This is a genomic window from Wolbachia endosymbiont (group A) of Gastracanthus pulcherrimus (assembly GCF_964028265.1).
GTDB classification, from domain to species: Bacteria; Pseudomonadota; Alphaproteobacteria; order Rickettsiales; family Anaplasmataceae; genus Wolbachia; species Wolbachia pipientis.
The window spans coordinates 882,349-896,907 of sequence record NZ_OZ034763.1 but is presented as its reverse complement, the minus strand read 5'-3'; the positions used below and the strand labels follow the sequence as shown (position 1 = coordinate 896,907).

The window sequence follows — 14,559 nt, the reverse complement described above, 5'->3', positions numbered from 1 at the left end:
ACTAACCTAAATGCAAGTTGACCATGAGACTAGTTTAATTATTGATGCCATAGAGGAATTTGGCGGTGAGGCTAGGCTTGTCGGCGGATGTGTGAGAGACTCAATTTTGCAGCGTGATGTTCACGACATCGATTTAGCTACTAATTTGCTTCCCAATCAAACGATTAAAGCGCTAAAACTCCGTAATATAAAAACTATTCCAACTGGCTTAAAACATGGAACTATCACTGCGGTTCTAAATCAAAGATCTTTTGAGATCACAACACTAAGGCATGATGTGAAATGTGATGGTAGGCATGCAAAAGTAGAATTTACCAATAATTGGCAAGCGGATGCTTCAAGGCGCGACTTTACATTTAATGCTCTGTATGCAGATAAGCATGGCCATATATATGACTACTTTGGTGGTATAGAGGACTTAAAAGCGCGAAGGTTAAACTTTATAGGCAACGCTGAAGATAGAATTAAAGAAGACTATCTACGTATTTTAAGAGCATTTCGTTTTCATGCAAAAATATGTGCCGGAGATTTGAGTGATGAAATACTAAGCGTATGCAAAAAGCATTCGCATATGATTCAAAACCTCTCTGGAGAGAGAATAAGAGATGAAATACTTAAATTGCTGGAGTGCAATGATCCTTTTCCAACACTTAAGAGCATGCAAGAATCTGATGTTTTGCAAAAGATTATCCCAAAAGAAGTAAAATGCGAAATTCTGTCTTCGTCACTTCTTTTGGGCACTGATGCACTAGTAAAATTAGCGTTACTTCTTAGGACCACCAAAAATGACAGGCTAAGTCTTGGAGAATATGTAAGCAAATTTTTACGTCTTTCGAACAAGCAAAAGAAAAAGCTGCTATTTTTACTATCCAACGATATCAAAACAGAGCTTTCGGAAAAAGAGCAAAAAAAGTACATATCTTTATTTGGTAGAGAACTATATTGTGATTTAATAAAAATTTGTGGTGTTGAGTCTGGAGAAAATATTGACAAATACATTTCATTTGCTAATACATTCAATATTCCAAAATTTCCTTTATCTGGCGATGATTTAATAAGTATAGGTCACCAGCCAGGAAAAAGTTTAGGTAAAAACTTAGAATTGCTAAAACAACATTGGGAAGACAGCTCCTATACTTTAACAAAAGAGGAGCTGGTGCTTTATGCTAAGAGCCTACTTTAACTTGCTTTCCGACTGTTCAATGAATGTATGCTTACAGTATTAGTGTGACTCATCGAGGAATTAGGTGTGTATTCTTTTTTAGCTTTTTCTGTTAATTGGTATTCGTTTACTCCTCCTTGAGTTTGATTACACATTCCCTGATCTGTAGATAAAAATTTATCTCTTATGCTTGATGTCAGTTGTAACTCTTGAATCTTATCTAAAAAAAATCTCATTCTAGCTTCTACTAGCTCTTTCACAACAATTTCTTTAAGTAATTCTACTGAGTCGTTATTATTATTATTCTTGCTATTAAAGCTGTGCAAGATAGAGTCTACAATCTTATTTACCCCTTCTTGTTTGTTAAATTCTAATTTTTTTACGCATTTTCTAACAGAAGGTGACAACTTGGCTTTTAAGCGGATTGTTTCAAATTACTTTCTAATAATTCAAGCAGCTTACTGCTTTCAAATTTGCCATCATCTTGATTTGATAGAGACTTTATAGTTTCATTAAGCACGTTATGGCAAAAGTGTTTCTCTTTAAATTCAGGAAAACCTTTTTTTAACTCCTCGTTTTTCCCAGATAAAAAGTTATTGAGACCCTTATCCCTAGAAAGCTTATTGGGCAAGTTTCGTAATTTTGAAAGAGTTGATTTTGCAGTAGATACTGTACTCACTGCACCTGCCTTTTTAGCCAATTGACCTTCTTTTGCTTCCTGTAGTTTCTTAGTGTCAGCTTTCAATTGACCTTCTAAATCAATCTCCAATTGTTGTTTAGATTCTTGAACACTTTGTAATTGCTTCCCCAAGTTCTCCATTTCACCCAATTGAGCAGTCAATGTATTCACACTTAATCGTAGAGCTTTGTCTTCATGACCTAAGTCACTGACTTTATTTTCTAATTCAGTATTTTTGTCTTTAGCCTGACACAATTTATCAGTCTGTGATTTAAGTAAAGCCACTAATTTGCTAGCTTGCCATTGTTGATTCAATTCAATTAATTTATCCTCCTTGTCCTTTAACCTACTCTTAAGTTCTATTATTTGTGCTTGCAGACTTTCATTATCTTTCCTAGTAGCTTCAATTTCTTCTCCTTGCTCTCTTATTATCATGTATTGATCAAATATAGTTTTCTGTTGTTCATCAACTTTATCCTGCATTGCTTTTTTATCTTGTTTGTATTTGGTTAGTTCCTCTTCTCGTTCGCCTGCATCTTCTGTAAGTCCCTTATAACTCTTTTCAAGTCCTTCAATTGCAGATCGTAATTCTCTATTTTCTTCTTTTAAGGAAGCATTTTGTAAACGTTCAAGTTCTAATTCCTGATTTATGCCCTCCAGCTGTTCTTCTAATGCTTCATCATCTTCCTCTGTTATCAATGCTACTCCATCAGTCTGAACCCCTCCATCTTTGTTTATCACTACACTTTGGCTCTCTTTCTCTACAACTTCAGGTTTTAAGTCAACTTGAACACTTCCATCTATTGTCTTAAAAGCATCAGTTTGAACTTCATTGTTTGCAGTAGTTTTATCGTAGTACAAAATATTTTCTGCCCATCTATTCCATCTCTTGGGCAATATTCGTCCAATCGTTTTTAGATATAACCAAGCAAATACAGTAGACCAGCTGTATTTTTTTTCCTTTCGCTTAATATTAATTTCATAATTAACCTTATTATTAATATTTAGCATAAAATTACCTCATTTTTTAACTTTAATTTACAGAAAATTTTAATAGTAATAAAGTTATATATATTAGTATAAATGTTAAACAAATACTAACACAGGTGTCAAATTATGGTAAAGTCTTTGCCCGCCTAATACACTTTAAGCAGAAATGTACATGTCTGCAAGTACAGCATTTGCTTTTTCTATCGCTCTTGCTAACACTTCCTGTTCATTGTTCTGATTTTTCACATTGATTACCTGAGCAGCCAAGTTTGCAGGAAAAGTGACCAAACTGACTTCCCATAATTCCACTTGTTTTAACACTCTAGCTCCGCTTTTATGATCAACATCATACTCTATAGGTATATAGCCGATGGAAAGTCCATTGATTACTCCAGTTTTGAGCATTAAGTACGCTTCCTTTGCTTTTTGGATGCCCAAAAGTAAGTGTGCGGTTATATACAGGCCAACATCATTTTCGCAAATATCTATGATGCTACCTATAGGCTCACCTGGATTGTGCTGCCAAAGGAGTTTTATTTTATTTCTGTTTAAATTTTCCTTAAATGCTCCAGGCAATATCAGATCATTTTGTTTATCAACTATATTAAAAACGCTAGCATAACCAGAAAATACACCGTTTTCTTCTATACTTTTTATTGACAATGGTGAATAGAGAAATTTCTTATTCATAAAGCCTCCTGTAGTATTGGGAATTTTGTTTCGCAATGCACTGCGATATAATTCTATTATATGCAGTGCTCTAAAAGGGGGAAGCACTTTTCTTAGTTACTAAAAACGCTAACTAGAATCCAGATTGGACACTGGGTTATAAAATTCTACGTCATACCACCGCGGCGCTAACAAGTAGCGGAATGGCGATTGTCAAGGTGTCATCCTAGTGCCTCTATGATGTCATCCCAGTGCCCTGACCAACACATCCCAAAACAAACTCTTCTCACGGCCCTTGGTTTTGAGCGCTGGAAATGGCTGTTTTATTTAAGTTCTTAGTAAAATACATTAATAAATCATTATTACTCCACTTGCAAATGTATAGAATGCAATTCTTTTTATTAATACTTGTATAGAAATATTCCAAACTCCTCTACAACTTTTTCTGACTAAGGCCACTATGTTCTACAATAAATATTTGACATATACAGCGTATCTTACGTTTAAATTATCTGACATCCAAAAATCAAGGAAGGCATTTTTAATGAAACATAATCACACATATGGAACGAACAATTTGAGGTTTTTTATAGTTAAGAGATCGTTATTTATTGGAGTAGTATCAGTCTGGTGCTGCATGATCACTCAACATAAAAACGCCGCAAAACTATATAGAATTTATAAACCTACTACCAGTGACATGGTAGGAAAACGAAATTAATATAGTATTCCCTACCACACACTTGTAAAACCTTAATAAAACATTGAAATTTACTACTTACCCTTAGAACTACCTGCAGAATTAACCTGAACTATGTTAAGGGCTTCTGTTATTTTAGTAGATACTCCATCTTTTTCAAGATCTATATCTTCCATTTTTTTTAATTTCTCTTGTTTATCTTTTAACAAATCATTCAGATTCTTGTGCATAGTGTCATCTCTTTCCAAAGACCCTCTTGCCATTACTATTGCACCTGTCAGTACTTCACATTCTTTTATTTTTAATTCTTTATAGCTATCCTCATTTTTGAACTTCTCATTATGAACCGCATCAAGAAGAGTGACAATACTACCAAACTTACCCTCACGAATATACTTCCTAATTAGTGATTTTTCTGCCTCATAAAAAGCAGTTCTTGATGTTTTACCACCTCTTATTTGGTCGTCACCTTTCATTAGGTTATTTTCCACCCATTGTGTAATCAAGTCAGGGTTATTATTATTCACTGCATCACATAAGAAATCTGAGTGTGCTCCTTCAAATGCCACCTGTAAATTACTTTTACGTTTTTTCATATAACCTCCTTTATATATATTTTCCTTAATACCTTTTCCTTTTAAGCGTTGTTCAATATCACTGACACCGCCTTCTCTTGGTAGTTTTTCAATATGAGTCTCATCGATACCACCTTCTTCTGGCGGTCTTTTAGTATCACTTTCCTCTATAATGATACTGCTTGCTTCAGAAAAAGACTGATTTTGTTCTTGATATTTTTCAAGTGTTCGATTTACCCAATCATCATTTAGTACTTCTCCAATTCTTTCGTGAAATGGCGCATTAATATAGTCTTGCTGTACTAAATCTATAAAAGACTTTAGTATCTTTTGCATTCCATTTCCTAATCCTTCTTCCACTGCACTTTCCATAAAACCATCCTTCAAGTACCTGTATGGCACTAGATGAATAATAACATGAGAAACAATTTTACTAGATAGTATTTTTCCTATTAATTTATTAGCCATTCCTGAACGAAATATTGCTTTATCATTATAACCTTTTGCTTCATTTATTTTTAACCTTCTATATTCATCTCCTTCTTGTACTAAATATTCTGCTTCTCTTATACCACCAGCAGAAGGATATACTTTGATAGCATCCCCTGCCTCTCTTCTTGGCGCTAATACTCTTTTTTCCAACGGTTTAAAATCAAATACTTCATACAAATGTTTTGCTACATGATTATAAAGAACATCATTTAGATTATTTTTATTAATCTTCCCATTATAATTACCTAAATCTTGACTATGTGTTCTAATAGTAGAATTACACTTTTCATTATAATCATCCAAATATTTCTTACTTTCTTTTTCATTGATATTATATGAAGTAGTTTTTAGTAAAGAATTTAAAACACTCAACGCACATGCTGTTCTCTTTACTATATATCCTTCATTATTCACAATTCTAATACGAAGATTATAATCTCCGACTATCTCTTGAGTGATTTCGTCATGTAGCAATACACTAAACACCTTTGCTTTAGGTTCTTTTGCATCGTTTTGGCTCTCATATAAACGAATTTCTTCTGATAGAGTATTACCTTCTTCAGGAAAAGCAGCATGTATGTCTTGATTAAACATAGTTAATATTATTCTGGCAACTCCCTCACACATTATTGTAACAGTGTTTATATCTTCTGCAGCTAATCCATCAGTTAGATAATCAATTCCATGGCTTATGTATTTTCTAAGTCTTGCATTAAAATCAGAGCGAGCTTTTTTTATTTCTTCTTCTGTAAAAATTTTTTTGCTATTAATGGCTTCTATAATCTCTTTATCGTATATTAAGTGATATTTTTTACGTTGTCCTTTTTTAGTTTCAGTCGTGAGTTTAAATTCATCATATTTACCAGAAGAAATAACCTCTTTCTCTTTAAGATTATTATACTGTTCTTCTGTCAAACACAAACCTTCTCTGCTCATTACTAGTGGAGTCATAACTTGTTCTACCATGTTTTTCACATATAACTCGTAGTCACCTTCTGCTTTTATTACACTTTCAATAGCACTCTTTACCGAAGAATATGATATAACATGACGCATTTGTTTTGTAGAACTTCCCAATACCTTTGGACGTCCTACTACAGCGATTTTAGTATCATCTTTACTATCAACTATAATATCTACTAGCACATCAGGACTCATCTCTATTCTAAGAAGATTTTCTAAAAACTTATACGCGTAAGCCTTATCATGTCCTTTAGGTATATTTCTTCGGGCAATTGGTGTAGAAGCACGTACAGGAGAAAAAAGACTACGTGAACCAAAGCCCCTGATTGATGCTACAAATTCATTATATGGACATTTCAACTCTCTAGTAAATTCTTGCTTTTCAGAAAATGATTTACAGACTAATTCTCTATCATTCCCCTTCCTTTCTTTTCCTGTGAACATTTTATACTCTTGAAACACAAATGCTCGTTTTTTCCCTTCAGTATCGCTATCAGGTAGTTTGTTTCTTACCAATTCCATCTCTTCTTCACTGAATCTTGAGTCAGGACTGTTTATTCTATAAGAAATAGTATAGCACCTTACAATTTGTTGACCTTCTGAGTCTCTTTTATTAGTTAAAACAGCAAACTTCAAATTTCTTTCTTCAACGCAGTCTTGATTATTGTAACGACCTAAATAAATTACTTCAACGTTCCCAAATATATCAACAAAATGCAAAGATTCGCCAAGGTAACCTTCGATCTTTTTTTCAAGATCATTAAGAGGCTCACCACTTCCTCTGTCGTTTTGTTTTCTCAATATTGGAATAAAATGACCATGGCCTCTATTTATTATGTGTATAGTATTTTCCTCATTATAATCTATGTTGTCCACATTCTTAGAACCTTCTTCACTATTTATGATCTGATTTGTCCATACCTCTTTTCCATCCACAACATGTATTTCCATAACATACAGTTTTACACCATACTTTCCACAAAGTATTCTACCTTCAACTTCGGAATCACCCCATCTATTGTTATTTAGAATATTTTTTGCATAAGAATCTGGAGTTTTCCTACGCACTACACCATTATTGTCATAACTGTTAGCAATAGCATTTATGAACCATTCTGGTGGGTTATTTTGTGCAAACTCTTTACAATATTCTCGCAGTTCCTCAACAGCAGCGCTCATTCCTAATTGTCCTAGTCCTTGCTTAAACGAATCAAAAAAACAGTTTCCATCTGTAGTTGCTTTTCCTACACGAAAGCCTGGAGGCAAAACTGGCTCATTTTCTTGCATAAACACCCTCACAAATAAACATACAAAAACTTACTTCAACCAATACAACAACGAAATCACTATCATACAATCAACACCACGATTAATTAATTGCCTACAATACTGCAAGCCACTTACTTATAAGACCACGATATCAACTATGCTTTTATTGTCAAAAATTATTTGACTAAAATAAGGATAAAAATTTTATTTAGGTTTATATCTTCTATGAAAGTGTAATTGTATATAAGTTCTCTAATTGCATAAAAGTCAATAATAATTTTTTATATCATGAAAAATATTTTTTGATGTAAAATTCAGCTCTAATACAACCTTTTATTTACTATCGTATTATCTTATTCAATCAAAAGGTATCCGTTCAAGCAATGGCGTTAAGTTAAGGAAAGATTGTCTAGTATAGCAAAATTTATAGCTCTTTCCATAAAAGTCCGGATGTGATAGGATAAGGGTAGATGATGATAAGGAGGTTGAATGCCAGCAGCATATAGTTATGATTTAAGAAAAAAAGCAATGGAAGCGCTAGACGAAGGAGAAAGCAGAGAAACAGTGGCAGCAAGATTTAAGATTGGACGAACTACTTTATGGGAGTGGCAGCAAAGAAGAAAAGAAACAGGAGACTTTCAATCAAAAAAACTTGGAAATGGGGGTTACAATCACAAAATTACCGACTGGGGTACCTTTGCCAAATTTGCCAGAGAACACGGAGGAAAGACTCTATCGGAAATGGCTAAACTTTGGAACAACGTTAGTATCCAAACGATCTATCGAGCCCTTAAAAAAATTGGATTTACGCGCAAAAAAAGACATATGGATACAAGGAAAGAAACGAAGAAAAACGTGCTGAATTTTTGAAAATTATAGCGACAAAAGAACCTAAAAACTTAGTGTATATAGATGAGTCTGGCATTGATAACACCGAAGACTACCCCTACGGATATTGCCAGAAAGGACAGCGGTTTTATGCCTTAAAATCTGGAAAGAAAACTCAACGAATCATTATGGTTGCAGCCTTAAGTGGAAGAAAGATAGTTGTTCCGTTAACCTTTGAAGGCCACTGTAATATGGATGTTTTTAATGGATGGTTTGAGCAATTTTTGACACCGATCTTGGAACCTGGACAGACTGTCATTCTTGACAATGCTACTTTTCATAAGTCTGATAAAGCTTGCTAAAGGGGTTGGTGCAGAAATTTTGTATCTGCCGCCTTATTCTCCAGATTTCAACAAAATTGAGCATCATTGGTTTGCTATAAAAAACAGAGCCAGGAAAAACATTCCTCTATTCGAATCCTTTCGTCGTGCTGTTGATTCTGCCTTCCTATGACCTGTTCGGACTATTATGAGAAATGCTATAAAGTAGGTGTTTTATTTGTTACATTTATTTTTTAGAGCATTTTTATCTAGAGTAATCTTATAAACCACTAACCTTATTAATTACTATCTAAAGTGGTTTTTTCCATCCCCTTTTTTTCTTTATGCCACTTTCCCTTAACTTGATGTATATGCTTTTTTGAACATTTTCGTATTAATCCTTTAATTTTCGGATCTCATCTAAAGAGAGGCCAGTGATTTCAGCGATAACATCAATAGAGACACCGGCCTTGAGTGAGTTTTTTGCAACTTCGATTTTTTCTTCTTGTCTACCTTTTTCTTGACCTAACCTAAGACCCTCATCAAATTTTTGAGCTAAAGCAGCTACCTCATCCATTATACGTTTTTTCATTTGTTCATATGCTAGTAACTCTTCTTCTGACCAATTAAACTTATTCATTTCTTCATAAGCTCGTTTTATTATTACGTCACTACCAACTATCTTATCTAGATCCTCTTCCCTTGTTTCTGCTGCATATCGGAAAAAATAACACCATTTTTCTACTATATTTTCTAGTTGGTCTTCTTTTGTCTTTATAAATTTAGGTAGTTCTATGAATACGAAGTAAAAATCCTTTAAGTCATGTTCAAAGCTATTTTGATCTAAAATGACATGATTAGATTTGTACTCAGTCTTATCTGGAAAAATAATACAATCAGCAACAGCTATGAAGATAATTTCCTTGAGATTATGATAATTATCACCTTGATCAGCTTGACTTGAGTAGGCTTTAGCAGCATAATATTGAGCACGTTTTTCGAAGCCTTTGGTCTTAGTGAACTGCATTTCTATAATATATCTGGAACCTTGAGAGTCTTTACAAAGAACATCAACAATACTCTGCTTTTTAGCGGCAATTTCAGGGTCCAAAATGGTAGCTAAGAATTCAACATCGTGAATAGCAGCTAAACCAGTAAAGCCTAAAATATCGTTCAAGAAATGAATGAGGATATCTTTATTCTTTTCAGTGCCAAATATTCTTTTAAAAGCATAATCATTGCGTGCATCAAGAAATTTCGAAAGAGCCATGAGAAAAAAAACTAAAAAGCATTAATAATTATACACAATTATGAAGAAATATTCAACTAAAATTCAAACATAGAAAGAAGCATCCCTCTTGTATATCTTTATTTGGTAGTATAGCTCTTTTTACAATAATCCGAACAGATCATAATATGCTACTGCTCTACCATAGCCATAAGCACATATCTTATCCTATTCGGACTATTGCGAGAAGTGCTATATTAACCTGTATAATATTTATGGCAAATATCTCGATAAGGTACAAAATAGCACAAAAAGTAAGGAGCTGGAGGTTAAAGAGAAAATATACTCTGAAAGACTTAGTAGACAAAACAAGCATAAACTACCACACGCTGCTAAGATGTATTAAACAAGATTTAATCTGACACTTTAAAAAAGTAAGTTATAAAATAATAAAAGAAAGGAGTGTTAGAAATGAATACAATACAAACAAAAATATTAAAACCAAAACTAGGTTTATTAGAGCTAGCAAAACAGCTCGGGAATGTATCTCAAGCATACGCGTCAAGTTAAAGAAAAGTGGTATAAGGAAGAAAGGAAACGAAAAAACTATTTTATATATTAAGTAATAAAGTTATTAATTTATAGATTCTTCTGAAAAAATTATCTTCTTCTAGATAAGAACTCCCTAAAAAAATAAATGTAACAAATAAAATGCCCATCTCAAATGTTGCTATATTTCACGATATTTCCTTAACTTGACGCGTATGAGGATACCAACACTCCAAGTATCGAGACAAGCCCGTCTTTATTCATAATACCAAGTGAAATAAGAGTCGTACCGATTGCTGGAATGAAGTGAGTCAACGGAAACGGATTGGCTATCACCAATACGCAAACCAGCATTATAAATGCCAAAATCTTTTCACCTGGCCCACAGAAGATAAAAGACATTCTCGGTTTCATGAACTTTTCTATTTTTTTTAATGCAGGTAAAGTTTTTTTAACCACAAGGGCTAATGTTGAACGTTTAAAGGATTTCCTTTCCAACCAACGTGGCATCCAGGGAGAATGAAACCCAAGCAGAAGTTGTAATGAAAACAAGATTAAAGGTATAGAAAGAATAGTTGTATAACCAGGTGGAACCGGTATAGGCACCGATAGCGGCAAGGAGAAGATGATTATTAAAATACCAAAACCACGTTCTTGTAAAGCTGTTTTAATGTCAAACAATGTCACTTTATCACTATCAGCAGTACCAGTACCTGCAACCTCTTTTAGAATATCAGATGCTAATTTTTTATCTTCAGTCAAATTCTTACCCCTTTTCACAATTACCTTTTAACCAAACGACCCAATAATTAGCATAATCACTACTATAACACAACATCTATTCTTGATTTAACTGATTCATTCCTCTTTGAATTTCATACTTATGGTCTTATCTGTTTCGATACAAATTTTCGTTATTAGAAGATAAATGAGGTATATTATGAATTTGCTTAAACTCTTCAATTATAGGCAAAAAGGCCCTTTATACTGTACTAATAATGGTATTAGCTACGTGCTTTAACGTTATTATAATATTTTGCATATAAACCTATTTTATAAAAATTCACAATATGAATTAGTAAATAAATTATGTTTAAATCAGTTGCGTATATAGTAAATATAATGCATTGTGTGCCTTTGTTAATAGAAAGGTATAAGTATGCCTAGTTCAAGGCAGGTAGTACAATATAACTCATTTGATAGTAATAACCTTGAAGACACTACTTTGCCTTGCGTATTTAAAGATTTTACGATTACTTCTGAAGAGATATTTGAGATTGGTAGTGAGGGTAACCAAGTAATAGATAATTCAGATGGTGAAATAGAAAGGCTGCAACAAGAAAACTTTGATCTCAAGAAAAATGAAAAGCTCTTGGAATGCTATAAAGGTATAGCGGAAGAGTATGATCAAGAAGTGAGTGAGCTCAGCAAGAAAAATCAGATCCTAGAAAAGAAAATTAAAGAGCTTGAAGCTCAATTACAAAGAAAAACAAGAGAATTAACTAAAAATGGCCAAGAAATTGAACAGCTAAAACAAGAAATAGAAAAAGTATTATTGGACGTGAAGAATAAAAATGACATAATAGGGAACTTGGACAGCAAATTAGAAGATATGAAGAGTGAAATACAGATGATAGACAAAAAAAATGAAGAGTTACAGCAAAGGTTAAATTTGGTTGAATCTAACTCAAGTAGACTAAGAAAAGAAAGTGTAGTGCTGGTAGACAGTATAGAGGATTTGAAGAGTAATTATGAAAACCAGATATTAGAAAAAGATAAGGAACTTAATGATGTAATAGGCCAGCTCTATGTTTATTTATCAGAGCGTGAAGAGCTGTTTGCAGAATTTAGTTCATTGCAGAATGAAAATGAGAGTTTAAAACAGAAAAACTTCTATATTAGTAATGAAGTGTCTCTTGAAGATGAATTAAACAAAGAAAACGTAAGAAAAGAAATAGTAAGACCTCAGTCTACAACAAAAGTGGAAATGAGGCGTATCAATGATAATGATGACCAGGAATCAATATGGCTATATAGAGAAGCAGAAGATTATCAAACAGGTGAAGATAAAAAACCTAAAAATACTAACTACGACATTGGAGTATGGAATGAAGATGACGATGAAAGTAGCGATGATCAAAAATCAACCTGGCTGTACGAAAAAGTAGAAAACAATCAAGATTATCGAACAAGTGAAGACAAAAACCTTGAAAACACTGATTACGATATTGAAGTATGGAATAAAGATGACGATGAAAGTAGCAATGATCAGGAATCAACTAGTGAAAGTGACTATAATGTTAGCTATTGCTTTGATTATGATGAAATTGTTGGTAGGACCTACGGTCAACTAGTCTACAATGCAAACATAATACGTAAAAAAGATTCTTTTTCCTTAGCAAAAGTAAAATTAAGAGAAAGAGAAAGAGAAAAATATGAAAGTATTTGGCAAAAAATAGATAATATTCATGATGAATTGGATGCTTTGGGTAAATATGGTAATGAAGAGGATTATGAAGAGTGCAATAAAAGACTTGATAAAATTGTAAGCGAGGCGCTGAAACAAAGAGTAATGTTCACTCTTCCGTATAAAGCTAATATATCTTTAGTGGATCGCATAATTGATACATTGCAAAAGCTATATTTTTCTTACGATACTACCCGAATTTATGGATTTTTAGATGAGAAAAAGATATTGCAAATAGTATCAAGAGGTGCGTCTTTAAATAGATTTAGCGGTGAAGAACATGGCGATTTCGTGAACATAATTTGCTCAGATAGATACGCTCTAGATCAACGAGAAAAAATACTTTTAGAACTTAAGGACTTGGTGTACAAAAGTATCGTAGACGTAAGTGTAAAAACTGATGATCATGATTTTGAGTTAGAGATGGACAATGGGCACTTTTGTATAAAATATCCAAAAGATAGTGTTGTCGAAGTTGCAAGAATATTCAACAATAAAAAAGCTAAAAATTTAGGTCTGGAAATTGGTATGCTTCAAGTTGGAGAAAGTATAGTTAGAGTTGAAAATGAAGAAGGAGTTAGGAATTACACCGACATTTCGGAGGGTAGAATTGAAATGTCTTTTACTACTTACTTTGGGAAGGTCAGTGTTTATTTATCTCCTAGTGATAGAGATAATAATAAAATAGAAGTAAAGCTCGCCAACGAAGAAAGCATAGCACGTTTTAGTAAGTTGGAGGATAAATCAAGTTTAGGGGGGAGCTGTCTTTTAGGAGGAAAAAATGTTTCTATAGGCATAGAAGATGGTTATTTTGAAATAAACAGTGACGTTTCTGAAGAGTTAGCTAAAACTATGAAACAGTCAGATTGTACAATAGAAAAATCATATGTTCCATCTAGCTTTATGAAAGAAGCTTATTGCAATCAGTTAGTAAATGAAAGGGGAATTTAAAAATCAGGCTCAAATATTTCAAAAATAACCATTCAAAGCAGCATTTTTTATACAACTTCGTTTTCAATCTATCTGGAAAGAAGATATCAAGTATTCAAAGTCCAATTCGACAAATCCATAGTCCATTCTTCCTCTAGCTTTTTTATCACTAATCCAAAATTTAGGTATAATACCAAATATCATAAATAAGTAGGCAAATATAGCACTTCTCGCAATAGTCCGAATAGGATAAGATATGTGCTTATGGCTATGGTAGAGCAGTAGCATATTATGATCTGTTCGGATTATTGTAAAAAGAGCTATAACTCACAGAACAAATAGTTTTGATCGAACTTTCCGTAATATTACGAATGAATGCACATATAGTATCCTCCAATAAACTAACAGAGTCATATATTCTATTTTTAATGAGATTGTCTTTCAAATCATACGCGTCAAGTTAAGGAAATAAAGGTATGAAAGAGATAGAATAATAAGGTATAAGTTCTCCCAGATATACTTTTAGTGAGAGAACCAATGAATAAAATAACTTGCTTATCAAAAAAGCTCAAAGAATTTTTTAATGAAAAAGCAGAGAAAATCTCAATTACAACAAGGTTTATAAAAAGAAAGAGAAAGCTAAAAGGTTCATCATTCGTAAAAGCCATGGTCTTGGGTAATATAGGAGTTGATAATTGTAGCGTAGAAACAATGTGTCAATTATAGCTCTTTTTACAA

General features: G+C 33.0%; 7 protein-coding genes and 4 pseudogenes. 5 read left to right on the top strand and 6 right to left on the bottom strand.

Going from position 1 to position 14,559, the window contains the following annotated elements:
* Nucleotides 1-10 precede the first annotated feature (10 nt).
* A complete protein-coding gene (locus ABWU47_RS04705) occupies nucleotides 11-1,183 on the top strand; it encodes a CCA tRNA nucleotidyltransferase (RefSeq protein ID WP_006279937.1) in 1,173 nt (390 codons plus the stop codon).
* Here ABWU47_RS04705 and ABWU47_RS04700 read toward each other — a convergent pair.
* The 4 genes from ABWU47_RS04700 to ABWU47_RS04685 all read right to left on the bottom strand — a co-directional run bounded on the left by ABWU47_RS04700 (nucleotide 1,180) and on the right by ABWU47_RS04685 (nucleotide 7,517).
* Nucleotides 1,180-1,569 (bottom strand): hypothetical protein, encoded by a 390-nt coding sequence (locus tag ABWU47_RS04700; RefSeq protein WP_077188059.1) that lies wholly within the window; start codon nucleotides 1,567-1,569, stop codon nucleotides 1,180-1,182. The two genes, ABWU47_RS04705 and ABWU47_RS04700, sit on opposite strands and share 4 nt — an antisense overlap.
* Before the next feature lie 8 nt (nucleotides 1,570-1,577).
* Nucleotides 1,578-2,852 carry a hypothetical protein gene (locus ABWU47_RS04695; protein WP_077188058.1) on the bottom strand — a complete coding sequence of 425 codons (1,275 nt, stop codon included), beginning with the start codon at nucleotides 2,850-2,852 and terminating at the stop codon, nucleotides 1,578-1,580.
* Nucleotides 2,853-2,987: 135 nt separating this feature from the next.
* Nucleotides 2,988-3,521 carry an HK97 family phage prohead protease gene (locus ABWU47_RS04690; RefSeq protein WP_077188057.1) on the bottom strand — a complete coding sequence of 178 codons (534 nt, stop codon included), beginning with the start codon at nucleotides 3,519-3,521 and terminating at the stop codon, nucleotides 2,988-2,990.
* 753 nt (nucleotides 3,522-4,274) lie between these two features.
* Nucleotides 4,275-7,517, bottom strand: coding sequence for a hypothetical protein (locus ABWU47_RS04685; protein WP_077188056.1), 3,243 nt, complete (start codon nucleotides 7,515-7,517; stop codon nucleotides 4,275-4,277).
* Between the two features lie 471 nt (nucleotides 7,518-7,988).
* On the opposite strand from ABWU47_RS04685, the pseudogene ABWU47_RS04680 reads away from it, so the two are divergent.
* Nucleotides 7,989-8,840: pseudogene (locus ABWU47_RS04680) on the top strand (IS630 family transposase).
* 201 nt (nucleotides 8,841-9,041) lie between these two features.
* Here ABWU47_RS04680 and ABWU47_RS04675 read toward each other — a convergent pair.
* Entirely contained in the window at nucleotides 9,042-9,917 is an 876-nt protein-coding gene (locus tag ABWU47_RS04675; protein ID WP_077188055.1) for an Rpn family recombination-promoting nuclease/putative transposase, read from the bottom strand.
* Between the two features lie 233 nt (nucleotides 9,918-10,150).
* Between ABWU47_RS04675 and ABWU47_RS04670 the strand changes: the two are divergent.
* A pseudogene (locus ABWU47_RS04670) lies at nucleotides 10,151-10,273 on the top strand (XRE family transcriptional regulator); the annotation flags it as partial.
* A gap of 370 nt (nucleotides 10,274-10,643) precedes the next feature.
* Here ABWU47_RS04670 and ABWU47_RS04665 read toward each other — a convergent pair.
* Nucleotides 10,644-11,186, bottom strand: a pseudogene (locus ABWU47_RS04665) (exopolysaccharide biosynthesis protein); the annotation flags it as partial.
* 397 nt (nucleotides 11,187-11,583) lie between these two features.
* Here ABWU47_RS04665 and ABWU47_RS04660 point away from each other — a divergent pair.
* Nucleotides 11,584-13,842 (top strand): hypothetical protein, encoded by a 2,259-nt coding sequence (locus tag ABWU47_RS04660; protein WP_353285601.1) that lies wholly within the window; start codon nucleotides 11,584-11,586, stop codon nucleotides 13,840-13,842.
* 516 nt (nucleotides 13,843-14,358) lie between these two features.
* Nucleotides 14,359-14,544 (top strand): annotated as a pseudogene (locus ABWU47_RS04655) (IS4 family transposase); the annotation flags it as partial.
* Between the last annotated feature and the right edge of the window lie 15 nt (nucleotides 14,545-14,559).

Coding starts and splice junctions, on each gene's coding strand:
- ABWU47_RS04675 (WP_077188055.1), bottom strand. CDS start 9,917: ATGGCTCTTTCGAAATTTCTTGATGCACGCAATGATTATGCTTTTAAA.
- ABWU47_RS04660 (WP_353285601.1), top strand. CDS start 11,584: ATGCCTAGTTCAAGGCAGGTAGTACAATATAACTCATTTGATAGTAAT.
- ABWU47_RS04695 (WP_077188058.1), bottom strand. CDS start 2,852: ATGCTAAATATTAATAATAAGGTTAATTATGAAATTAATATTAAGCGA.
- ABWU47_RS04685 (WP_077188056.1), bottom strand. CDS start 7,517: ATGCAAGAAAATGAGCCAGTTTTGCCTCCAGGCTTTCGTGTAGGAAAA.
- ABWU47_RS04705 (WP_006279937.1), top strand. CDS start 11: ATGCAAGTTGACCATGAGACTAGTTTAATTATTGATGCCATAGAGGAA.
- ABWU47_RS04690 (WP_077188057.1), bottom strand. CDS start 3,521: ATGAATAAGAAATTTCTCTATTCACCATTGTCAATAAAAAGTATAGAA.